This is a genomic window from Streptomyces sp. NBC_00086 (assembly GCF_026343255.1).
Taxonomy (GTDB): domain Bacteria; phylum Actinomycetota; class Actinomycetes; order Streptomycetales; family Streptomycetaceae; genus Streptomyces.
Window position 1 is genome coordinate 7,491,448 of the sequence record NZ_JAPELZ010000001.1, and the last position, 21,902, is coordinate 7,513,349.

Consider the following 21,902-nt stretch of genomic DNA (forward strand, 5'->3'; position numbering starts at 1 on the left):
TCGAAGCTATGGCCGGGCCAAGATCTCAGACCGCACCTTTGAACGGCTTGGATGGCGTGGACGGCCCCCCCCGGGGTGGGTGCGGGCGAATGGCTGATACTCACCGGACTCGCGCTGTGTTCATGTACTCATATGCATGGAGCTGGATGATCCTGCGTGGATGTCCACCCTGCGCCCGCTGTTGCCCGTCATGCTGCCGGCCCTGCTCACCGCGCTGCTCGTGGCCCCGGCGTCCCCACGGGCCCACGCCTCGGGTAGCGCCTCCGGGAGCGGCAAGCGCGAGGGGATCGAGACGGCCCGCACCGCCCGGCAGATCGCCCCCGGGGTACGGCTGGAGTCGTACGACCGGCTCGAAGCCGACCGGTGGCTGCGCATCGACGAACTCGACGTCCACTTGGCGGGTACGAGTACGAGTACGAGCACGGGGGCGAGCAAAGGCACGGGCCCGGGCACGGGTACGAGTGCCGGCGTGCGGGCGGAGTACCTCGGCGGCCGGGGCCTCGCCACCGTCACGGACTCCGCCGCCCGTCACCCCGCCGGGCCGGGCCGCCGTGTGGTCGCCGCCGTGAACGGGGACTTCTTCGACATCCGGGGTACGGGCGCCCCGCTCGGCCCCGGCATCGGCGCCGGCCGGCTGCTGCACGCGGCCTCGCCCGGCGCCGGAGCGGCCGTCGGCTTCGGCGCCGACGGGCCGGGCCGGGTGCTCCGCCTCGCCCTCGACGGGAGCGTCACCCTGCCGGGCGGCCGGGTCCGCCCGCTCGCCGGTTTCAACACCGCGCGGCCGCCCGCCGAGGGCTTCGCCGCGTACACCGCCGACTGGCCGGCGGACGGACTCCCCGTGTCCGGACCGGCGGTGGAACTGCGCGACGGCCGGGTCACGGCCGTGCGCGCGGCGGTACGGGGGCCCGCGCGCCGGGAGCGTCCCGCACCCGGGACCACCGTGCTGGTCGCGGCCGGCCCGGCCGCGCCGGAACTCGCCGCGCTGCGCCCCGGGGACGCGGTCGCAGTGGCGGCCCGGCCGGTGGCGGCCGGGGGCGGGCCGCTCCCGGCGAGCGCGGTCGGCGGCCGGGAGGCCCTCGTGGTGGCCGGGGTCCCGCAGAACCACGAGGGCGAGCCGAACAACGCGGCCGCGCCGCGCACCGCCGTCGGCTTCTCCCGCGACGGCCGCCGGGCCCGCCTGGTCACCGTCGACGGCCGGCAGCGCGACAGCGGAGGGATCACCCTGACGGCCCTCGGCCGGCTGATGCACCGGCTCGGCGCCCACGAGGCCCTCAACCTGGACGGCGGCGGCTCCTCGACCCTGCTCGCCGCGCTGTCCGGGGAGACGGCCCTGACCGTGGAGAACTCCCCGTCCGACGGCCGCCGGCGCCCGGTCCCCAACGGCCTGGTCCTGACCGTCCCGGCGGGCTCCGGCCGCGCCGCCGGCTACCGGATCGAGCCCGTCGGCGGCGCCGCGCGCGCCTTCCCCGGCCTCACCCGGACCCTCAGCGCCACCCCCTACGACACACGCCTCGGCCCGGTGACCGCCCGGGAGACGGCTCCGGGGTGGTCCCTCCCCGGGGGCGGGGGCCGGATCGACTCCGCCGGGGTGCTGCGTGCGTCGGCCCCGGGCCCGGTGGAGGCACGTGCGGAGCTGGGAGCGGCGCGCGGTGCGCTCCGCGTCGAGGTCCTCGGGGCGGTGGCCCGGGTCCGGGCCGTGCCGGAGCGGATCGGGCTCGCGGAGGAGGGGGAGAAGGCGCGTTTCGTCTTGACCGGGTACGACGCGCAGGGCGCCGCCGCCGTCATCGAACCCCGGGACGTACAGCTGGATTTCGACCGGTCCCGGTGGAGCGTCGCCGACGACGGGCGCGGCGGCTTCACGGTGACCGCCCTGGTCGCGGGCGCGGCCGGGCCGTTGCGGGCCACGGTGCGCGGTGCCTCCGTGGCCGCGGCCGAACTGGCCCTCGGGGTGGGGCTGTCCGACCGGCCGCTCGCGGATCTGGAGGACGCGGCCCGCTGGACCGGTACCGGCGCCGCGCCCGCGGCGGGCCGCCCCGGCCGGGGGCTCGCCCTGGCGCCGCCCACCGGGGGAGGGACCGCCGTCGCGACCCCGCCCCGGCCGCTGCGGATCCCCGAACTGGCGCGGTCGCTGTCCCTCTGGGTGCACGGCGACGGCTCCGGGGCCCGGCCCGCGGTGGAACTCGCCGACGGTGACGGGGCCGCCGCCGTCCTGCGCGGGCCCGCCGCGGACTGGACCGGCTGGCGGCAGATCAGCCTGCCGCTCCCGGCGATGGCGGAGCGCCCGTTCACCGTGACCCGGCTCTCGGCCACCGCCCCGGCGGCCACCCGCGCCGAGCCCGTTGCCGGAGCCCCGGCCAGGGGCACTGCTCCCGCCAAGCCCGCCGCCGCCCCGCGGCTGCTGCTGGACACCCTGGCGGCGCGGACGCCGCCGACCGGGGTCGTCGGTGCGGCCGGTTCCCCGGACCCGATCGTGGCCACGGCGGCCCGGGTGAACGCCCGGCCCTGGCGGTTCGCGATCACCGCCACCGCCACCGCAGCCCGGCAGGCCGCGACCTCCGCCGGGACCCCGGCCGTCGACTTCGTGCTGACCGGCACCGGCCGCCCCGCCTTCGTGCACCGGGGCGTACGGTTCCTGCCGCTCGGCTCCACGCGCCCCACCCTGGCCGGCGGCGGGCTGGACCGGATCACGGCCCTGCGCGCGGCCCTCGCGGAGGCCGCCCGGGAGTCGGGCACGGGTGCGCTGGCCGTCGTAGAGCCGTACGCGCCGAAGGCCGTCGACCGCAAGGAGGCCGCCCTGCGGGTGCGCCTCCTGTCGGAGTTCCGCCGGGCCACCGGCAAACGGGCCGTGGTCATCACCATCGGCGCGCCCCGCTTCGCGGCCGGCCGCAGCGAGGGCGTGCTCCACGTCGCGGCTCCGCGCACCGGCCGCACGGTGATCGGCGCCGACGCCTTCGCGGCGGGCGACTGGCTCTCCGTACTACCGGCGGGCAGCCGGTGAAAGCGGTCAGGAACGGAGAAGCACCGGCCGCCCACCCGGCCGTAGCGTGAAACCCATGGACATCAACCTTTCGCAGTGCTTCATCGCCGTCGACGACCACGACAAGGCGATCCCCTTCTACCGGGACGTCCTCGGTCTGGAGGTCCGGAACGACGTCGGGTTCGAGGGGATGCGCTGGGTGACCCTCGGTTCCCCCGCGCAGCCCGATGTGGACATCGTCCTCGAACCGCCCGTCGCCAACCCGAACGCCTCGTCCGCCGACCGGGAGGCCATGGCGGAACTGCTGGCCAAGGGCCTGCTGCGCGGAGTCATCTTCAGCACGGACGACTGCGACGCCACCTTCGAACGCATCCGGGCCGCCGGGGGTGACGTGCTCCAGGAGCCGATCGACCAGCCGTACGGCGTCCGGGACTGCGCCTTCCGTGACCCGGCCGGCAACATGCTCCGGTTCCACCAGCCCCGCACGCGCTGAGATCCACCGCCCCTCTTACCCGGCGCCGCGCCCGCATGACACCGCCGATCGGGTAGACAGGGAAGCGTTGCCGCGACCGCGAAGGCGGCGCCACCCCGACAGGGCGGCGTCAGCCCAACAGTATGGAGACACGATGAGCAAGGTCACGAGGACGGGCGCGCAGTCACCCGAGCCGCACGCCGCCGACGTCCACGACCTGATCCGCGTACACGGTGCGCGGGTGAACAACCTCAAGGACGTCAGCGTCGAGATCCCCAAGCGGCGGCTCACGGTCTTCACCGGCGTGTCCGGCTCGGGCAAGAGCTCCCTGGTGTTCGACACGATCGCCGCCGAGTCGCAGCGGCTGATCAACGAGACCTACAGCACCTTCGTCCAGGGCTTCATGCCGACCCAGGCGCGGCCCGAGGTGGACGTCCTCGACGGGCTGACCACCGTGATCACCGTCGACCAGCAGCGGATGGGCGCCGACCCGCGCTCGACGGTGGGCACCGCCACCGACGCGAACGCGATGCTGCGCATCCTCTTCAGCCGGCTCGGAAAGCCGCACATCGGCTCGGCCAAGGCCTTCTCCTTCAACGTGGCTTCGATCAGCGGGGCCGGCGCCGTCACCATCGAGCGTGCCGGGCAGACCGTGAAGGAGAAGCGCAGCTTCAGCATCACCGGCGGCATGTGCCCGCGCTGCGAGGGCCGGGGCTCGGTCAACGACATCGACCTGACCGCGTTGTACGACGACACCAAGTCGCTCAGCGAGGGCGCCCTCACCATCCCCGGCTACACGATGGAGGGCTGGTACGGCCGCATCTACGCCGGCTCCGGCTTCTTCGACATGGACAAGCCGATCCGCAAGTACACCAAGCGTGAGCTGCACGACCTGCTCTACAAGGAGCCGACCAAGGTCAAGTTCGACGGGATCAACCTGACCTTCGAGGGGATCATCCCCAAGCTCCAGAAGTCGATGCTGTCCAAGGACGTCGAGGGGCTGCAGCCGCACGTCAGGGCGTTCGTGAAGCGCGCGGTGACCTTCAGCGTCTGTCCCGACTGCGAGGGCACCCGGCTCAACGAGGGCGCCCGGTCCTCGAAGATCAAGAAGATCAGCATCGCCGACGCCTGCGCGATGCAGATCAGCGACCTGGCGAAATGGGTCCGCGACCTCGACGAGCCTTCGGTGGCCCCGCTCCTGGCCACGCTGCGCCAGACCCTCGACTCGTTCGTGGAGATCGGGCTCGGCTACCTCTCGCTGGACCGGCCCTCGGGCACGCTGTCGGGCGGCGAGGCCCAGCGCGTCAAGATGATCCGCCACCTCGGCTCCTCGCTCACCGACGTCACCTACGTCTTCGACGAGCCCACCGTCGGCCTGCACCCCCACGACATCCAGCAGATGAACCGCCTGCTGCTGCGGCTGCGCGACAAGGGCAACACGGTGCTGGTCGTGGAGCACAAGCCGGAGACGATCGCGATCGCCGACCACGTCGTCGACCTCGGCCCCGGCGCCGGCCAGGGGGGCGGCACCATCTGCTTCGAAGGGAGCGTCGAGGGGCTGCGGGCGGGCGACACCATCACGGGCCGGCACTTCGGCGACCGGGCGAGCCTCAAGGACACGGTGCGCGAGCCCAGCGGACAGCTGGAGATCCGCGGCGCGAAGAAGCACAACCTGCGGGGCGTCGACGTCGACGTACCGCTCGGGGTGCTCGTCGTGGTCACCGGAGTCGCCGGCTCCGGCAAGAGCTCGCTCGTCCACGGCTCGATCCCGGCGAGCGAGGGCGTGGTCTCGGTCGACCAGGGCGCGATCCGCGGCTCCCGGCGCAGCAACCCGGCCACCTACACCGGCCTGCTCGACCCGATCCGCAAGGCCTTCGCCAAGGCCAACGGGGTGAAGCCGGCCCTGTTCAGCGCCAACTCCGAGGGCGCCTGCCCCGCCTGCAACGGCGCCGGGGTCATCTACATGGACCTGGCGATGATGGCCGGCGTCTCCACCACCTGCGAGGAGTGCGAGGGCAAGCGCTTCCACGCCTCGGTCCTGGAACACCACCTGGGCGGCCGCGACATCAGCGAGGTCCTCGCGATGCCGGTCACCGAGGCCGCCGAGTTCTTCGGCGAAGGCGAGGCGCGCACCCCGGCCGCGCACAAGATCCTGGAGCGGATGGCGGAGGTGGGCCTGGGCTACCTCAGCCTCGGCCAGCCGCTGACCACCCTCTCCGGGGGCGAGCGGCAGCGGCTCAAGCTGGCCACGCACATGGCGGACAAGGGCGGTGTCTACGTACTGGACGAGCCGACCGCCGGCCTGCACCTCGCCGACGTGGAGCAGCTCCTCGGCCTGCTCGACCGCCTCGTCGACTCCGGAAAGTCGGTGATCGTGGTCGAACACCACCAGGCGGTCATGGCGCACGCCGACTGGATCATCGACCTCGGCCCCGGCGCCGGTCACGACGGCGGCCGGATCGTCTTCGAGGGCACCCCCGCCGACCTCGTCGCGGCCCGCTCCACCCTCACGGGCGAGCACCTGGCGACCTACGTGGGCGCGTAAGGCCCTTAGAGCCGTACGAGGGTGACCTCGGTCGCCTTCACGCTGGTCCACACCGCGGCGCCGTCGACGATTCCCAGTTCGGCGGCCGCCTCGGGGGTGATCTCCGCGACCAGGTCGGGCGCCTGGTCCGAGCCGACCAGGACGCGCAGCCGGCTGCCGACCGAGGTGATCTCCCGCACGGTGCCGGGCCATACGTTGCGAGGGCTGCCGCCCGGGCGGTCCCGGTGCACGGACACCGCCTCGGGGGCGATGATCGCGAGCGCCTGTGCCCCCTCGGGCAGCGCCTCGGCCACCACCAGGCGGCCCCCGCCGGCGAGTACCAGCCCGTCGGCCGAGGCCGTGCCGGGCCAGGCGTTGCGCCCCAGCATCCGGGCCACCCACGGGGAGCGCGGGTGCCGGGTCACCTCGGAGGGCGGGGCGTCCTGCAGGGTCCGCCCGTCGGAGAGCACGAGGACCCGGTCGGCCAGGGACACCGCCTCGACGGGGTCGTGCGTGACGATGAGGCAGACCCCGCCGAAGCCGGCCAGGTGGGTCCGCAGGGTGTGCCGGACATGGGCGCGGGTGGTCTGGTCGAGGGCGGCGAGGGGTTCGTCGAGGAGCAGCAGCCGGGGCCGGGCGGCCAGCGCGCGGGCCAGCGCCACCCGCTGGGCCTGCCCGCCGGAGAGCTGGGCGGGCTTGCGGTGGGCGAGGTGCCCGACGCCGAGCCGGTCCAGCCAGTCCTGTGCCTCCGCCCGGGCCGCGGCCCGGGGCACCCGGCGTGCGCGCAGCCCGTACGAGGTGTTGGCGAGCGCGCTCAGGTGCGGGAACAGCGCCCCGTCCTGGGGGACCCAGGCGACCTGGCGCCGGTGCGGGGGCAGGCCGGTCACGTCGGCGTCGCCGAGGCGGAGCTCGGCGTGGGCGCGGGGGGTCAGGCCGAGCAGGGCGCGCAGCAGGGTGGTCTTGCCGGCGCCGTTCTCGCCGACGACGGCGATGGTGGTGCCGGGTTCGGCATCGAGGGTGAGCTCGTTGAAACCGGTGACGGTGGCGTGCAGCGGCCAGTGCCCGCCGTCTGCGGAGGCCCCGGCCGATTGCCGCGCCGGCTCCGCGGGCGGTACGGGCCCCGCGGGCGGTACGGGCCCCACGGGATCGGGGCCGGCTGCCTCCTCCGCGACCACCGGCGCACCGGAGTCCTTGCCGGCGACGGGGGTTCCCGTCCACCTCCCGCGCAGGGCGATGAGTACGGCCATGGCGATCGCGAGCAGCAGCAGGGACACCGAGGTGGCGGCCTCGGGCTGGTCCTGGAGGAGCAGGTAGACCTGGAGCGGCAGGGTCTGGGTGGTGCCCGGGAGGTTGCCCGCGAAGGTGATCGTGGCGCCGAACTCGCCGAGCGCCCGCGCCCAGGTCAGCGCGGCTCCGGCGACCAGTCCCGGGGCCACCATCGGCAGCGTCACGGTGAAGAACACGCGCAGCGGCGTGGAACCGAGGGAGGCGGCGGTCTCCTCGTAGCTCGGCTTGAGCCCGGCGAGCGCGCCCTCCAGGCTGATCACGAGGAAGGGCATCGCGACGAAGGTGGCCGCGACGACCGCACCGGAGGTGTGGAAGGGCAGCGTGATGCCGAAGGTGCCCTCCAGCCAGGGGCCGAGCAGCCCGCGCCGGCCGAAACCGAGCAGCAGGGCCACACCGCCGACCGTGGGCGGCAGCACCATGGGGAGCAGGACCAGGGAGCGCACCAGCGCCTTGCCCTTGAACTCGACGCGGGCCAGCAGCCAGGCGAGCGGCACCCCGAGGAGAAGGGAGAAGCCGAGCGACCACAGGGACACGACCAGCGAGAGCCGCAGCGCCTCGACCACACCGGGGCTGGTGAGGTGCGAGCCGAGATCGCGCCACTGGGTGCGGGTGAGGATGCCGACGAGCGGCATCAGCAGGAACGCCACGGCGAGCAGCGCGGGGAGCGCCAGAGCCACGGGGGGCCGGGCGCGGCGGGTACGGAGTCTGCTCATGTGGGTTCCTGGCCGGGGACGTCGGGACGCCGCCGGGGAATTCGGGACTCCCGGCGGCGTGTGAAGCGTAATGCGGGGGCGGCAAACGGAGGGGGACCGCCCGTCCCCCCGGACCGGGCGGTCCCCCTTCGTGGTCCCCCTTCGTGCGCCGGACCCGGCAGGCGGTTACGGCTTCTGGAAGCCCGCGTCCTGGAGGATCTTCTGGGCCTCGGGGGTGCTCAGCCAGGCCACGAACGCGGCCGCGGCCTCGGCGTTCTTGGAATCCTTGAGCGAGGCGGCCGGGTACGAGGCCACGGCGTTCTCGGCGTCCGGGATCTCCACGACGGCGACCTTGTCACCGGACTTGAGGGTGTCGGTCTTGTAGACCAGACCGGCGTCGGCCTCGCCCAGCTCGACCTTGCTCAGCACGGCGCGGACGTTGGGCTCCTGGGACACCGGCTTCACCTCGATCTTCTGCGCGTCGAGGATCTGCTTGCTGTAGCGGCCCACCGGGACCTCGGGCGCGGCCAGCACGACCTTGAGCTTGGTGTCGGCGAGGTCCTTGAGGCCGGCGACCTTGAACGGGTTGCCCTTGCCGGTGGCGATGACCAGACGGTTCTTGGCGATGACCGTCGGGTCGTTGGTCTGGGCCAGCAGGCCCGTCATGGTCTTGGTGTCGGCGGTGACCAGCGCGTCGGCGGGGGCGCCCTGCTTGACCTGGGCGGCGAGCTCCTGCGAACCGGCGAAGGAGAAGGTGACCTTGGTGCCCGGGTGCGCCTTCTCGTACGCCGCGCCGGCGGTCTTGAAGACGTCGGTGAGGGAGGCGGCGGCGAGCACCGTCAGGTTCGCGGCCTTGGGCGCGGCGGACCCGGAGGCGCTCGGGGAGGCTGCGGCCGCGTCCTTCTTGTCGTCGCCGCTGCCGCAGGCGGCGAGCGCCGGCACGAGCAGGGCGGCGGAGAGGGCGAGCGCGGCCGTACGGCGGTTCAGGGGCAGGATCGGGGACATGAGCTGGTGCTCCTCGGTCGGGTCGGCGGGCGGCCTGGTGCCGGATCCGCGCGGTGGTGACCCGCGCCGGGGACGGGCGGAGCGGGTGGGGAAGCGTTGTATGGAGCGGGGGTTGAACGGGGTGGTGCCGAGCGGTACCGAGCGGTGGCCGGTGGGGTCAGGCGCGGTCGATGTGCACGCTGGTGGACTTCACACGGGCGGTGGCCCGCATGCCCACCTCCAGCCCGAGCTCGTCGACTGCCTCCCGGGTGAGCAGGGAGACCAGGCGGTGGGGACCGGCCTGGATCTCGACCTGGGCGGCAACGTCGCCGAGCTTGACGGCGGTCACGATCCCGGGGAAGGCGTTGCGCGCCGACGTATGGGTCTCGCCGTCCTCGGCGTGGGCCCCTTGCGCCACCTCGACGGAGAAGGCGGCCAGGGCACGGCCGTCGATCAGCCGGCGACCGCTGTCGTCGCGATGGGTGGTGACGCGGCCGGCGTCGGCCCAGCGGCGTGCGGTGTCAGGGCTGACGCCCAGAAGACGGGCCGCCTGACCGATGGTGTAGGACTGCATGTGCGACAAGGTAGGGGCACGTGTGCCGCATTTGCAATTCCATTGGGATGATATCCATGGCAGGTACTGCCACCTTGTCGTAACCGCCAAAACCCCTTCCGTTTCTACGGACTCGGCCCGGCCCGTCTCGCCTCGCTAAAGTCGGGGCATGGCTGAAGAGGGAACCGTGGGTGCGGGATCGGGTGCGGGGTCGGCGCGGGTCGACGTGTGGATCTGGTCGGTCCGGCTGACGAAGACGCGGGCGATCGCCGCCACGGCGTGCCGGGCGGGACACGTGCGGGTCAACGGGGAGCGCGCGAAGCCGGCGCAGGCAGTGCGGGCCGGGGACGAGGTGCGCCTCTTCCATGCGGGGCGGGAGCGCATCGTGGTGGTCCGGCGCCCGGTGTCCAAGCGGGTCGGCGCCCCGGTCGCCGCGGAATGCCTGACGGACAACAGCCCGCCCCCGCCGACCCCGGTCGAGGCCGCGGTGGTCGGCATCCGCGACCGCGGCGCGGGCCGCCCGACGAAGCGCGAACGCCGAGAGATCGAAACCCTGCGGGGCGGCCGGTAGCCGCCGTTTCTCGCCGGTAAAGGCGGAGTGGCAGGGGAGGCGGCACCGGAGGGGGTCGCCTGGCTCTGCGACCGATGCGACCCTTGCGACCCGTGCGGCCCCTGCGGCTGCCGTGCTTCCGCCACCGCTGTCACCGTCCGGTGGGCGTGCGCATCATCAGTGTCGACTTATCGACCTCTTCCGGGTCCTGCTTCCGCCCGCCCGCCCTCACGTGGTGAAAATTTCTGCAAGCCATTGCGGCAGTTCTCGCCATAAAGGGCCCCTTAGGGCTGCCCGGACGCGCACCGTGGCGAGATTTCTGCTTCACGAGGGGTTCACGCGCTGGTGACACGTGGATAACCTCCCCGCAAAACCTTGCGGCAAGTTTTCAATGCCGCGGAGCCGCGGGGCTGTTGGGCCCTGCTTCGAGGAGCAGACCTTGAGATCACGTACACGATCACGTCTTAGAGGGCGGTCCACGGCCCTGGCCCTGGCCGTCGCCGGGTGCCTGGCCGCCGCGTTGCCGGCCGCCGGAGCCTCTCTCGCCGAGGCGGCCACCGCCTCCCCTGCCGCCGCGACGGCTGCCGGCGACGGCACGGCGACGGTCTTCTACTACACCAAGACCCGCAACTGGGCCGCATACAACCTGCATTGGGCCCCCGACGGCGGCAGCTGGACGACCGTACCCGGCACCGGGATGGAAGCCGCCTGTACCGACTGGGTGAAGAAGACCGTCAGCCTCGGCGCGGCCGCCGGCCTCCAGGCGACCTTCAACAACGGCCAGGGGACCTGGGACAACAACGGGGGCAAGAACTACGCCCTGGGCACCGGGGTCATCACCGTCAAGGACGGGGTCGTGGCCCACAGCGACCCGTGCGCCGCGGACCCGGGCACCGGCACGGGGACCGGTGCGAGCGCCACCGTCTACTACTCGACGGCGACGGTCGGCTGGCCGACCGTCAACCTGCACTGGGCCCCGACCGGCGGCTCCTGGACCACCGCCCCCGGCACCGGCATGGACCCGGCCTGCACGGGCTGGGTGAAGAAGACGGTCCCGCTCGGCACGGCCGCCGGACTCGCCGCCACCTTCAACAACGGCAACGGCACCTGGGACAACAACAACGGCAGGAACTACGCCCTCGGCACCGGCCTGTCCACGGTGAAGAACACCACCGTCACCGCGAACGCCGCCGATCCGTGCGCCGCCGTCGTCCCCGACACGACCGCGCCCACCGTGCCCGCGAACCTGCGGGCCTCCGCCACCGACGTGTCCACCGTCGTGACCTGGGACGCCGCCACCGACGACCGGGGAGTGACCGGCTACCAGGTCACCCGCTCGGGCGGCACCAAGGGCACCGTCGTCACGTCCGTCACCTCCACGGTCCTCACCGAATCCGGCCTGGAGGAGCGCACCGCCTACACCTACACGGTCAAGGCGGTGGACGCCGCCGGGAACCTCTCCGCCTCCTCCGCCGCGGCCGTCGCCACCACGGGCACCCGGCCCCCGGCCCCGGCCGGATCCGCGCCGCTGGGCGGCGACCCGCGCAAGGACCCGATCTACTTCGTGCTCACCGCCCGCTTCAACGACGGCGACAGCGCGAACAACCGGGGCGGCAGCCAGGACGTGAAGTCCGGGAACGCCGCCAACAACGACCCGATGTTCCGCGGGGACTTCAAGGGGCTGGTCGAGAAGCTGGACTACGTCAAGGCCCTCGGTTTCTCCGCGATCTGGATCACCCCGGTCGTGCTGAACCGCTCCGACTACGACTACCACGGCTATCACGGCTACGACTTCTACAAGGTCGACCCCCGCCTGGAATCGGCGGGCGCCTCCTACCAGGACCTGATCAACGCCGCCCACGCCAAGGGCGTCAAGATCTACCAGGACGTGGTCTACAACCACAGCGCCCGCTGGGGGGCCAAGGGCCTGTTCACCCCCACCGTCTTCGGCGTGCGCGACGCGCAGTGGTCCTGGTACTACGACGAGAAGCAGGCCGGCTTTGAGTACGACGGCCTCACCGTCGACCCCAAGAGCGGAAAGTCCTACTACAACGGCGACTTGTGGTCGACGGCAGAGCCGGCCGGGAACACCTGCGTCAACTGGGGTGCGGCCACGCAGTACAAGAGCGCCGAGGGCTACACCATCTACAACTGCCAGTGGCCCAACCCCACCTCGGGCATGTTCCCCAAGGCCCTGTTCCACCAGTGCTGGATCGGCAACTGGGAGGGTGAGGACGCCCGTTCCTGCTGGATCCACGAAGACCTCGCGGACTTCAACACCGAGAACACGGCCGTCCAGAACTACCTCATAGGCGCCTACAACAAGTACATCGACATGGGCGTCGACGGCTTCCGGGTCGATACGGCCGTGCACATCCCCCGCGTCACCTGGAACCGGCGCTTCCTGCCGGCCATCCAGCAGCGCGTGGCCCAGCAGTTCGGCGCGCAGAAGGCCCAGGACTTCTACGTGTTCGGCGAGGTCGGCTCCTTCGTCAACGACAAGTGGAACCGCGGCTCGGCCAACCAGTCCGCCCAGTACTACACCTGGAAGGAGTCCGCGACGTACAGCGCGGACGACGCCACCGCCGCCGTCCAGCAGTACACGACCGACAACGACCCGGCCAAGCAGCCGACCAGCACCAACGCCTTCCTGAACGGCAACCTCTACCACGCACCCGATCACAGCAAGTTCTCCGGCATGAACGTCATCGACATGCGCATGCACATGAACTTCGGCGACGCCAACAACGCCTTCCAGAACGGCAAGGACTCCGACGACAGCTACAACGACGCCACCTACAACGTCGTCTACGTCGACAGCCACGACTTCGGCCCCGGCAAATCCTCCACCCGTTACGCGGGAGGCACCGAGGCCTGGGCCGAGAACATGGCCCTGATGTGGACCTTCCGCGGCATCCCGACCCTGTACTACGGCTCCGAGACCGAGTTCCAGGCCGGCAAGCAGATCGACTGCGGCCCGACCTGCCCGCTCGCCGGCACCGGCCGCGCCTACTACGGGGACAAGATCGCGGGATCGGTCACCGCCTCCGGCTTCTCGAAGGTGGCCACCGCCACCGGGCCGGTCGCCGCCACCCTCGAATCCCCGCTGGTCAAACACCTCCAGCGGCTGAACGAGATCCGCCGCGCCGTGCCCGCGCTCCAGATGGGCCAGTACTCCACCGAGGGGGTCTCGGGGGGCATGGCCTTCAAGCGCCGCTACACCGACACCGCCACCGGAGTGGACAGCTTCGCGCTGGTGGCCGTCACGGGCGCCGCCACGTACACGGGCGTACCCAACGGCACGTACAAGGACGCGGTCACCGGCGACGTGAAGGCCGTCACCGGCGGCACCCTGTCCGTCCCCGCCCCCGGAAAGGGCAACCTGCGGGTCTACGTGCTCGACCTGGGCGGCAGCAACGCCGCCCCCGGCAAGGTGGGCGCCACCGGCCCCTACCTCAAGTAGCGGAACGGGCCGCCCGCCAGGAGGCCCGTCAGCGCAGGAGACCGGCCAGGAACTCGCGCTGGTCGTTGGCGAGGAGAGCGAGCTGCGTGCGGTTGGCGAGGCCGCACTTGTGCAGGGCACGGGAGAGATGGGTCTTGACCGTGCCCTCCGCAAGGCCGAGCCGCTCGGCGATCTCCCGGTTGCCGAGTCCGTCGGCGAGCGCGACCACACAGCGCAGTTCGCCCTGGGAGAGGTCGCGAAGGCGGGCCTTGACCTCCGGCGTCGGCGCCGGATGGTGGTGGGTGGCGAACCGGCTCATGACGGTGGAGATCACGTCGGGGCTGAGCACGGCGCGGTGTCCGGCCGCGCTGTGCACGGCTTCGCGCATCTCCGCGGCCGAGGCGGTCTTCAGCAGGTAGCCGTCGGCGCCGGCCCGCCAGACCCGGGCCACCTGCTCCTCGTCCGCGATCGTCGTCAGGTTGAGGATGCCGAGGCCCGGGTGCCCCTCGCGGAGCAGCCGGGCGGTCTCGGCGCCGTCCGGGCCGTCGGGCATGGCCAGGTCCAGTACGACGACGTCGGGGGAGTGTTCCGCGACGGCCTCCAGGGCCTCGGAGCCCGTGCTCGCCTCGCCCACGACCTCGATCTCGTCCGGGACGGCGAGGATGGTTCTCAGTCCCGCGCGGATGACATCCTCGTCATCGGTGATCACGATACGGATCACTGCTCTGCTCCTTCGGGTGGGTAGGGGGCGTGGGCGCGCAGCAGGTAGCCGCCGCCCCGGACCGCCTCGTCGGCATCGACCTCGACCTCGGCGTCGGCGGGGCCTGTGCCCCACCCTCTCGGGCCATTTCGTAAGCGGAAGTGAGCGAGCCCGTCGAACTCGCGCACATGTTCGATTCACGCGTTATCCTTGACCCATGCACGCACTCCAGGGCTCGCTCTTCGACCAGGGCGACGAGATCCGGCTCGGCCCGCTGGTGGGTGCCCGGCGCACCGAGCTGGGCGCCGGGGCATGGGTGGATCACCTGCCGGGCTGGCTGGCGGGCGCCGACGCGCTGTTCGAGCGGCTCGCGGCCGACGTTCCGTGGCACGCCGAGCGGCGGCAGATGTACGAGCGGGAGGTGGCGGTCCCGCGCCTGCTGGCCCACTACGGCGAGGCCGACCCGCTGCCGCATCCCGCCCTCGCCGAGGCCCGGGACGTACTGAGCCGCCACTACGCGCCCGAGCTGGGCGAATCCTTCGTCACGGCGGGCCTGTGCCTCTACCGTGACGGCCGCGACAGCGTCGCCTGGCACGGCGACCGCACCGGCCGCTCCGCCACCGAGGACACGATGGTCGCGATCCTCTCGGTGGGTGACCCCCGCGACCTGGTCCTGCGCCCCCGCGACGGCGGCCCCACCCTGCTCCGCCTGCCCCTGGGCCACGGTGACCTGGTGGTGATGGGCGGCTCCTGCCAGCGCACGATGGAACACGCCATCCCCAAGACGGCCCGCCCGGTGGGCCCCCGGATCAGCGTCCAGTTCCGCCCGCGCGGGGTCCGCTGAGCCGGCGGGTGCGCAGGCCGGGGATGCCCTACGCCGCGTCGAGTTCCTTGGGCGGACGGGCCGTGGAGGCCGCCGCGTGGAGCGAGCGCAGGGCCAGCAGCAGGATGCCGATGTCGTCCAGGTAGACCGGGTCCGGGATCAGGTCCACGGGGGAGATCGTGTACGCCACGGCGGCCCAGAACAGGGCCTTGTCGCGCAGGGGGATGCCCGCGTCGCGCAGGAGCCGGCGGGCCGCGAAGACCCGTACGAGCAGTACGGCTGCGGTGACCGCCAGGCCGGCCGCCACCACCGCCGCCACGATGAGCCAGACGGTCGTCGCGTCCATCAGGCGCCCTGTGTCCGGAGCCGGCGGCTGACCTCGCCGAGCCCGTCGGCGAGGGTGTCGAGCTGTTCGGGGGTGAGGACGTCCACCAGTACCTCCCGGACCGTGCTCACGTGCCCCGGCGCGGCCTCCGTCAGGCGGGCGCGGCCCGCCTCGGTGAGGACGGCGTAAATCCCCCGGACGTCGGAGGGGCAGGTGCGGCGGCGCACGAGGCCCGCCTTCTCCATCTGGGTGACCTGGTAGGTCAGGCCGCTCTTGGAGTTGACGAGCCCGTTGGCCAGTTCCGTCATCCGCAGTTCGCCCTCCGGCGCCCTGGCGAGCCGTACGAGGATCTCGTACTGCGGGTGGGAGAGCCCGGAGTCGTCCTTGAGCTGCTGGTCGAGGCGGCGGTTGACCAGGGCGGAAGCGGCCAGGAATCCCTCCCAGGCCCGCATTTCGCGGTCGTCCAGCCATTTCGTCTCAGCCATGGATCCAGGCTACACGGGGCGTTCCAATTTGAATCAGCGGCGGATGCGGGGCTAGGGTCGAGACAGTGGTTCGAATTTGAACAACCCGACACGGGCAACCCGCCCTCGGGCCGCCCGACCGGAAGGACCCCCGATGAGCAGCCCCATGACCAGCCCCTCCGCGACCACGCCCAAGCCGCGGACCGGCGAGCCGGCCGCGATCCCCGCCACCCCTGCCGGCGCCCCGGCCCCGTCCACCCCCGCCCACGACGTCGGCCTGCTCCTCCTGCGCGTGGTCCTCGGCCTGACCATGGCCGCCCACGGCGCCCAGAAGCTCTTCGGCTGGTTCGGCGGCGGCGGCATCAGCGGCACCGGCCAGTTCTTCACCGCCAGCGGCTACCCGGCGGGCGACGCCATGGCCGTCCTCGCCGGACTCACCGAGACCCTCGGCGGACTCGGCCTCGTCCTCGGGCTGCTCACCCCGCTGGCGGGCGCCGCACTGGTCGGCACCATGATCAACGCCATCGCCGTGCACGGCGCCGGCTCCTTCTTCGCCCCGCAGGGCATCGAGTACGAGCTCCTGCTCACCGCCGGCGCCGCCGCCCTCGCGCTCACCGGCCCCGGCCGGTACGCCGCCGACCGCTTCCTGCCCGTCCTGCGCGGCCACCGCCTCGCCCACGGAGCCCTCGCGGTCGGCCTCGGCGTCGTGACCGCGGGCGCGCTGCTCCTCGTACGGAACTGAGCCGGGCGGCCGGGCCGTCCCGCTGAGCCGTCCCGCTGAGCCGCCCGGCCGGGCCGCCCGGCCGGGCCGCCCCGGGGGCGGCTCCGCGCGGGGACCCGTACGGGCTGATTGAGTGCTGGCATTGGGGGGAAAGTGCCCTAAATGACACAACCCATCGAAGACTACGCACTCATCGGCGACCTGATGACCAGTGGGCTGGTCGGCCGCGACGGGTCCATCGACTGGCTGTGCCTGCCGCGCTTCGACTCGGCCGCCTGTTTCGCCGCCCTCCTCGGCGACGAGGAGAACGGCCACTGGCGCATCGCCCCGGCCGCCGCCCCCGATTCCGCGCGCTGCGCCCGCCGCGCCTACGTGGACGGCACGCTCATCCTGGAATCCTTCTGGGAGACCGAGGACGGCGCCTCGTTCAAGGTCATCGACTTCATGCCGCAGCGCGACACCGCACCCGACCTGATGCGGATCGTCGAAGGCCTCACCGGCGAATCGACCGTGAGCAGCACCCTGCGCCTGCGCTTCGACTACGGGCACGTCGTGCCCTGGGTCCGGCGCGGCGGCAACCGCGAGGGCGACCGGGTCGCCGTCGCCGGACCCGACGCCGCGTGGCTGCGCAGCGAACCTTCCGTGCACACGTGGGGCGAGGGCATGAGCACCCGCTCCGAGTTCACCGTCGCCCCCGGCGAGCGCGTCGCCTTCGTGCTCACCTGGCACCCCTCGCACGAACCGCGCCCCGAGCCCCTGGACCCGTACGCCGCCCTGGAACAGAGCCTCGCCGACTGGCGGGAGTGGACCGGCCGGTGCACCTACGAGGGCCCCTACCGGGAAGCGGTCGTCCGCTCCCTGATCACCCTCAAGGCCCTCACCTACGCCCCGACCGGCGGAATCGCCGCGGCCGCGACCACCTCCCTGCCGGAGGAGCTCGGCGGCGTCCGCAACTGGGACTACCGCTACTGCTGGCTGCGCGACTCCACCCTCACCCTCGGCTCGCTGGTGGCCACCGGGTACCTCGACGAGGCCCGCGCCTGGCGGGAGTGGCTGCTGCGGGCCGTCGCGGGCGACCCGGCCGACCTGCAGATCATGTACGGGATCGGCGGTGAGCGCCGCATCCCGGAGAGCGAGCTGCCCTGGCTGAAGGGGTACGCGGGCTCCGCGCCGGTCCGGGTCGGCAACGCGGCCGTCGACCAGCTGCAGCTCGACGTGTACGGAGAGGTCCTCGACTCCCTCTACGTGGCCCGCTCCGCCGGCCTCCCCGCCGAGTGGCACTCCTGGAAGATCCAGCTCGCGCTCCTGGACTTCCTGGAACAGAACTGGCACCGCCCCGACGAGGGTCTGTGGGAAGTGCGCGGCCCGCGCCGCCACTTCACGCACTCCAAGGTGATGGCGTGGGTGGCCGCCGACCGGGCCGTGCGCACCCTGGAGCTCAACCCCAAGATCCCCGGCGACGTGCACCGCTGGCGCGCCATGAGGGAGGCGGTGCACCGCGACGTCTGCGAGAACGCCTACGACGCGGAGCGGCGCACCTTCACCCAGTACTACGGCTCCCGCGAACTGGACGCCGCCACCCTCCTCATCCCGCGCGTCGGCTTCCTGCCCCCGGACGACCCCCGCGTCATCGGCACGGTCGACGCGGTGCGCGAGGAACTGGGCCGCAGCGGCCTGGTCCGCCGCTACAGCACCGAGGGGCTCTCGGTGGACGGCCTGCCCGGCGACGAAGGAGCGTTCCTCGCCTGTTCGTTCTGGCTGACCGACGCCCTGTACCTGACCGGCCGGGAGGAGGAGGCGCGCGAACTCTTCGAGCGGCTGCTGGCCGTACGCAACGACGTGGGACTACTCGCCGAGGAGTACGACCCCGTCTCGGGGCGCCAACTCGGCAACTTCCCGCAGGCGTTCAGCCACGTCGGCCTGGTGAACACCGCCCTCACCCTGAGCGGCGCGAGCCCGGCGGTCGTGGCGGGGTGAGGGGGTCCGGCTGAGGGGCGCCGGTCAGTCCGGGCGCAGCGCCCGGGCCAGGCGGCCGCGCAGCCGCGCGAACTCGGGGGAGGCGCGCAACCCCGCGACGTCCGTGGCCGGGTCGCGGGGGAGCGGCACCGGGAGGTCCTCCACCACCCGGCCGCCGCCGGGCCCCGCCGCCATCACCAGGACGCGGGATCCCAGGAGCACCGCCTCCTCCACGGAGTGCGTCACGAACAGCACCGTCGTGCCGAGCCGCCCGGCCAGGGAGCGGACCTCCTCCTGGAGGCGCTCCCTGGTCAGCGCGTCCAGAGCGGCGAACGGCTCGTCCATCAGCAGCAGTTCGGGCTCCGCCGCCAGGGCGCGGGCCAGCGCCACCCGCTGCTGCTGGCCGCCGGACAGCTCCCAGGTGCGGCGGCCGCCCATGCCGGGCAGACCCACCCGGTCCAGCAGCTCGGCGATCCGGCCGGGCCGGCGCGACCGCGGCACCCCGTGGCGGGCCAGCGCGAAGCCGAGGTTCCCGCCGACGGTCCGCCACGGGAACAGCCTCGGCTGCTGGAACACCACCCCCGCACCCCGCCCGGGGCGCGGGGCGGAGCCCCGGACCAGGGCGGTGCCCGAAGCCGGGCGGGCGAAGCCGGCGATCACCCGCAGCAGGGTGGTCTTGCCGCAGCCGGAGGGGCCGACGAGGACGACGAACTCGCCCGCGCGGACCCGTAGGTCCACCGCGTCGAGCACCGTCACGGGCTGCTTCGCGGATCCGTAGCGCACCGACACCCCGGAGAGGTCCACGGCGAGATCGTCATCGACGGCATCGGGATCGCCGGCGGTGCCGAGGGCGGTGCCGGCGCCGACGGCGGGGTCAGTTCGCGGCACGGCCGAGCTCCTCCACCGCGAGGGCCCGGCCGAAGGCGGCCTCGTCCGGAACGGCGTCCACCTTCTTCTGCTCCTTCAGGAAGACGGCCGCGTCGTGCAGGGTCGCCGCCAGCTTCCCGGGGGCGCCGGGCGTGCCGAGGTAGTCGGGGCCGGTCTGCTCCTTCGCGCTCAGCAGCACCAGCTCCGAGAGCTGGCGCTTGGCCTCCTCCGCCGGCAGCCCGAGCTCCGCCCCGATGGACTTCGCGGCCTGGTCGGGAGCGGTACGGGCCTGCCCGACGGCCTGGTCCTGTGCCTTGATCCAGGCCGTGACCACCTCGGGGTGCTTGGCCGCGAACGCGGTCGTCACCACACCCAGGTCGGCGGTGGGCTTGCCCTGCTCCGCGAGCTGCCGGCTCGTGATCAGCACCTTCCCGTCCTTGGTCAGCTCGCTCAGCGTCGGCGTCCACACGTACGCCGCGTCGATGTCCCCGCGCTTCCAGGCGGCCAGGGCGTCCTGCGGCTGGAGGTCGATGGTCTGCACGGCCGCCGCGTCCACCCCGGCGGCCTTCAGCGCGGCGAGCAGCGAATAGTGGGCGGTGGAGCCGAAGGGCGTGGCCACCTTCTTCCCGGCCAGGTCCTTGACCGAGCCGATCCCCGACTTGGCGACCAGCGCCTCGTTGTCACCGATCAGGTCGTGGATCCAGACCACCTTGTACGGGATGTTCAGCGGGGCCGACAGGCCCTTGGTGACGGGGCTCGAACCGGCCAGGCCCAGGTCCACCGAACCGGCGATCACGGCGGTGTTGACGTCGCCGCCGGACTCGAACTTCACCCACTTCACGTCGGCTTCGGGCAGGGCCTGCTCCAGCAGCCGCTGGTTCTTCACGATCAGGTCGGCGTTGGGTATCGCCTGGTAGGCGATCCGTACGGTCGTCCGCCCCGGCCCGGCCGCCGACCCGTCCCCGTCCGCCCCGCAGGCCACGGTGAGGGAGGCGGTCAGGGCGACGGCGGCGGCCAGCAGCAGGGTGCGGCGGGATGCGTTTTTGGGCATGACGGAACTCCAGGAGTGAGGGAGAAGGGGTGTTGGGGGAGGAACGGGGGGGGGTGCCCCTATGGGTTTGGTCAAGCTGATGGGGCGGGTTGGGGTTCGTAGAAGGTGCCGTCTCGGAGCATCGCGAAGAGGACGTCGGCTCGTCGTCTGGCGAGGCAGAGGAGGGCTTGGGTGTGGTGTTTGCCCTGGCTGATCTTCTTGTCGTAGTAGGCCCGGGAGACCGGGTCGGCCAAGGCGGCGAACGCGGAGAGGAAGAAGGCCCGTTTGAGCTGCTTGTTTCCTCTCCGGGACGGTTGTTCGCCGCGGATCGAGGACCCTGAACTGCGGGTCGCCGGGGCGAGCCCGGCATAGGCGGCGAGGTGGGCGGCGGACGGGAAGCTGGATCCGTCGCCGACGTCGATGAGGATGCGGGCTCCGGTCCTGACGCCGATCCCCGGCATGGACGTCAGGACCTTGGAAAGAGGGTGGTTCTGCAGCAGTTCCTCGATCCGGGCGGCGATGAGTTTGCGCTGGTCAAGCACCGCTTGGAGCGAGCCGGCGAGGCTCGGGACGATCAGTGCGGCCGCGTCCGTGCCGGGCACGACGACGGTCTGTTCGTTCAGGGCGGTGAAGATGTCCTCGATCAGCCGCTCTGCCATCCGCGGTGCCTTCGGGCGTATCAAGGTCACGAGCCGGCGGCGTCCGGCCTTGCGGATCTGTGCCGGGGAACCGAACTGGTCGAGGAGCCTGAGCACGGCCGGGTGCTGGATGCGCGGGCCCAGGATCCGTTCCAGAGACGGGTGGATCTGCGTGAGCAGGCCCCGCAGCCGGTTGCTGATCCGGGTTGCCTCACCGGCCAGATCGTCGTCGAATCCGACGATCATCTCCAGCTCGGCGATGGTCTCGTCCTCGAGGTCCACCGAACGGAGCGTGTGAGGCATGACGCGGGCCGCGTCCGCGATGACGAACGCGTCGCGGGCATCGGTCTTGGCCTCGCCGGGATAGAGATCGGCGATCCGCCTCATCGTCAGTCCGGGCAGATAGGCGACCGGGCAGCCCATGTCCCTTGCGACCGCGAGCGGCAGGGCTCCGATGGAGGCCGGCTGGTCGACCACGACGAGCACGGTCCCGTGCTTGGCCTGCAGTTTCCCGAAAACCTCGCGGAGCTTGGGTTCGCTGTTGGGCAGCCGTTTGTCGAAGGCCTTCTTCCCGGCCGGCGTGACGGCGGTGGCGTGGTGTTCGCCCTTGCCGACGTCCAGGCCGAGGAAGGCGCCGATGCCGCTGATGTCGATCACACGCGTCCTCCGGTCGTCCTCTTCGCCCGGCCGTCCCACGGCACCGATCGCCACATCCACATTACGAAGAGCCTCCCGACCTGCGAAGAAGTCGGTGGTCATGCCCCTAATCAGCGGTCTGTCGATGCCTCCGGAGCCGGTGACACCACCCCCCAAGACATGAGATCGACAGGGGGAGAAAGTCATGCCAACTCCGGAGGCCGGGCGCCCCGTTGCGGGGCAAGCAAAACGGTAATGGGG

17 protein-coding genes are annotated in these 21,902 nt (G+C 72.5%); 8 read left to right on the forward strand and 9 right to left on the reverse strand.

Features of this window, described 5'->3' with window-relative positions; genetic code table 11:
* Nucleotides 1-160 precede the first annotated feature (160 nt).
* From OG276_RS33960 to OG276_RS33970, 3 genes are all read left to right on the forward strand, one after another.
* Nucleotides 161-2,998, forward strand: coding sequence for a phosphodiester glycosidase family protein (locus OG276_RS33960; protein WP_266911318.1), 2,838 nt, complete (start codon nucleotides 161-163; stop codon nucleotides 2,996-2,998).
* A 55-nt stretch (nucleotides 2,999-3,053) separates the two neighbouring features.
* Complete coding sequence (locus OG276_RS33965; protein WP_266911320.1) at nucleotides 3,054-3,470, forward strand: VOC family protein; 417 nt, start codon at nucleotides 3,054-3,056, stop codon at nucleotides 3,468-3,470.
* A gap of 133 nt (nucleotides 3,471-3,603) precedes the next feature.
* Nucleotides 3,604-5,994 carry an excinuclease ABC subunit UvrA gene (locus tag OG276_RS33970; protein WP_266911322.1) on the forward strand — a complete coding sequence of 797 codons (2,391 nt, stop codon included), beginning with the start codon at nucleotides 3,604-3,606 and terminating at the stop codon, nucleotides 5,992-5,994.
* 5 nt (nucleotides 5,995-5,999) lie between these two features.
* Here OG276_RS33970 and OG276_RS33975 read toward each other — a convergent pair whose 3' ends face one another.
* The 3 genes from OG276_RS33975 to OG276_RS33985 all read right to left on the reverse strand — a co-directional run bounded on the left by OG276_RS33975 (nucleotide 6,000) and on the right by OG276_RS33985 (nucleotide 9,510).
* Complete coding sequence (locus tag OG276_RS33975; RefSeq protein ID WP_266911324.1) at nucleotides 6,000-7,973, reverse strand: ABC transporter permease; 1,974 nt, start codon at nucleotides 7,971-7,973, stop codon at nucleotides 6,000-6,002.
* Nucleotides 7,974-8,138: 165 nt separating this feature from the next.
* Nucleotides 8,139-8,957, reverse strand: coding sequence for a molybdate ABC transporter substrate-binding protein (modA, locus tag OG276_RS33980; RefSeq protein WP_266911326.1), 819 nt, complete (start codon nucleotides 8,955-8,957; stop codon nucleotides 8,139-8,141).
* A 157-nt stretch (nucleotides 8,958-9,114) separates the two neighbouring features.
* Nucleotides 9,115-9,510: a molybdopterin-binding protein gene (locus tag OG276_RS33985; protein WP_266911328.1), complete on the reverse strand. Its 396-nt coding sequence runs from the start codon at nucleotides 9,508-9,510 to the stop codon at nucleotides 9,115-9,117.
* Between the two features lie 148 nt (nucleotides 9,511-9,658).
* On the opposite strand from OG276_RS33985, the gene OG276_RS33990 reads away from it, so the two are divergent.
* Both OG276_RS33990 and OG276_RS33995 read left to right on the forward strand, forming a co-directional pair.
* The gene (locus OG276_RS33990; protein WP_266911330.1) at nucleotides 9,659-10,060 is read left to right on the forward strand and encodes an RNA-binding S4 domain-containing protein; all 402 of its coding nucleotides are present in this window, start codon (nucleotides 9,659-9,661) and stop codon (nucleotides 10,058-10,060) included.
* Between the two features lie 370 nt (nucleotides 10,061-10,430).
* Nucleotides 10,431-13,502, forward strand: coding sequence for a carbohydrate binding domain-containing protein (locus OG276_RS33995; protein ID WP_266913348.1), 3,072 nt, complete (start codon nucleotides 10,431-10,433; stop codon nucleotides 13,500-13,502).
* A 28-nt stretch (nucleotides 13,503-13,530) separates the two neighbouring features.
* Here the strand turns inward: OG276_RS33995 and OG276_RS34000 are convergent, their stop codons facing one another.
* Nucleotides 13,531-14,202 (reverse strand): response regulator transcription factor, encoded by a 672-nt coding sequence (locus tag OG276_RS34000; protein WP_266911332.1) that lies wholly within the window; start codon nucleotides 14,200-14,202, stop codon nucleotides 13,531-13,533.
* 196 nt (nucleotides 14,203-14,398) lie between these two features.
* Between OG276_RS34000 and OG276_RS34005 the strand changes: the two genes are divergently transcribed.
* Nucleotides 14,399-15,025, forward strand: a complete 627-nt coding sequence (locus tag OG276_RS34005; RefSeq protein WP_266911334.1) for an alpha-ketoglutarate-dependent dioxygenase AlkB — start codon at nucleotides 14,399-14,401, stop codon at nucleotides 15,023-15,025.
* Nucleotides 15,026-15,053: 28 nt separating this feature from the next.
* Here the strand turns inward: OG276_RS34005 and OG276_RS34010 are convergent, their stop codons facing one another.
* Entirely contained in the window at nucleotides 15,054-15,350 is a 297-nt protein-coding gene (locus OG276_RS34010) for a YkvA family protein (RefSeq protein WP_266911336.1), read from the reverse strand.
* Complete coding sequence (locus OG276_RS34015; RefSeq protein ID WP_266911338.1) at nucleotides 15,350-15,814, reverse strand: MarR family winged helix-turn-helix transcriptional regulator; 465 nt, start codon at nucleotides 15,812-15,814, stop codon at nucleotides 15,350-15,352. Before OG276_RS34015 ends, OG276_RS34010 begins: the two co-directional genes overlap by 1 nt.
* Nucleotides 15,815-15,947: 133 nt before the next feature.
* Between OG276_RS34015 and OG276_RS34020 the strand changes: the two genes are divergently transcribed.
* Together OG276_RS34020 and OG276_RS34025 are read left to right on the forward strand one after the other, a co-directional pair.
* Nucleotides 15,948-16,535, forward strand: a complete 588-nt coding sequence (locus OG276_RS34020) for a DoxX family protein (protein ID WP_266911340.1) — start codon at nucleotides 15,948-15,950, stop codon at nucleotides 16,533-16,535.
* A 141-nt stretch (nucleotides 16,536-16,676) separates the two neighbouring features.
* Complete coding sequence (locus OG276_RS34025) at nucleotides 16,677-18,491, forward strand: glycoside hydrolase family 15 protein (protein ID WP_266911342.1); 1,815 nt, start codon at nucleotides 16,677-16,679, stop codon at nucleotides 18,489-18,491.
* Between the two features lie 24 nt (nucleotides 18,492-18,515).
* On the opposite strand, the gene OG276_RS34030 is transcribed toward OG276_RS34025, so the two are convergent.
* The 3 genes from OG276_RS34030 to OG276_RS34040 all read right to left on the reverse strand — a co-directional run bounded on the left by OG276_RS34030 (nucleotide 18,516) and on the right by OG276_RS34040 (nucleotide 21,662).
* Complete coding sequence (locus OG276_RS34030) at nucleotides 18,516-19,259, reverse strand: ABC transporter ATP-binding protein (RefSeq protein WP_266913350.1); 744 nt, start codon at nucleotides 19,257-19,259, stop codon at nucleotides 18,516-18,518.
* An 85-nt stretch (nucleotides 19,260-19,344) separates the two neighbouring features.
* Nucleotides 19,345-20,388, reverse strand: coding sequence for an ABC transporter substrate-binding protein (locus tag OG276_RS34035; protein ID WP_266911344.1), 1,044 nt, complete (start codon nucleotides 20,386-20,388; stop codon nucleotides 19,345-19,347).
* Between the two features lie 71 nt (nucleotides 20,389-20,459).
* Nucleotides 20,460-21,662 carry an IS110 family transposase gene (locus OG276_RS34040; protein WP_266912461.1) on the reverse strand — a complete coding sequence of 401 codons (1,203 nt, stop codon included), beginning with the start codon at nucleotides 21,660-21,662 and terminating at the stop codon, nucleotides 20,460-20,462.
* Nucleotides 21,663-21,902: the final 240 nt, after the last annotated feature.

Bases quoted from the DNA above. Each gene is read 5' to 3' on its own strand.
- OG276_RS33960 (WP_266911318.1), top strand. From the start codon at position 161: ATGTCCACCCTGCGCCCGCTGTTGCCCGTCATGCTGCCGGCCCTGCTC.
- OG276_RS33965 (WP_266911320.1), top strand. From the start codon at position 3,054: ATGGACATCAACCTTTCGCAGTGCTTCATCGCCGTCGACGACCACGAC.
- OG276_RS33970 (WP_266911322.1), top strand. From the start codon at position 3,604: ATGAGCAAGGTCACGAGGACGGGCGCGCAGTCACCCGAGCCGCACGCC.
- OG276_RS33975 (WP_266911324.1), bottom strand. From the start codon at position 7,973: ATGAGCAGACTCCGTACCCGCCGCGCCCGGCCCCCCGTGGCTCTGGCG.
- modA (WP_266911326.1), bottom strand. From the start codon at position 8,957: ATGTCCCCGATCCTGCCCCTGAACCGCCGTACGGCCGCGCTCGCCCTC.
- OG276_RS33985 (WP_266911328.1), bottom strand. From the start codon at position 9,510: ATGCAGTCCTACACCATCGGTCAGGCGGCCCGTCTTCTGGGCGTCAGC.
- OG276_RS33990 (WP_266911330.1), top strand. From the start codon at position 9,659: ATGGCTGAAGAGGGAACCGTGGGTGCGGGATCGGGTGCGGGGTCGGCG.
- OG276_RS33995 (WP_266913348.1), top strand. From the start codon at position 10,431: ATGCCGCGGAGCCGCGGGGCTGTTGGGCCCTGCTTCGAGGAGCAGACC.
- OG276_RS34005 (WP_266911334.1), top strand. From the start codon at position 14,399: ATGCACGCACTCCAGGGCTCGCTCTTCGACCAGGGCGACGAGATCCGG.
- OG276_RS34010 (WP_266911336.1), bottom strand. From the start codon at position 15,350: ATGGACGCGACGACCGTCTGGCTCATCGTGGCGGCGGTGGTGGCGGCC.
- OG276_RS34015 (WP_266911338.1), bottom strand. From the start codon at position 15,814: ATGGCTGAGACGAAATGGCTGGACGACCGCGAAATGCGGGCCTGGGAG.
- OG276_RS34020 (WP_266911340.1), top strand. From the start codon at position 15,948: ATGAGCAGCCCCATGACCAGCCCCTCCGCGACCACGCCCAAGCCGCGG.
- OG276_RS34025 (WP_266911342.1), top strand. From the start codon at position 16,677: ATGACACAACCCATCGAAGACTACGCACTCATCGGCGACCTGATGACC.
- OG276_RS34035 (WP_266911344.1), bottom strand. From the start codon at position 20,388: ATGCCCAAAAACGCATCCCGCCGCACCCTGCTGCTGGCCGCCGCCGTC.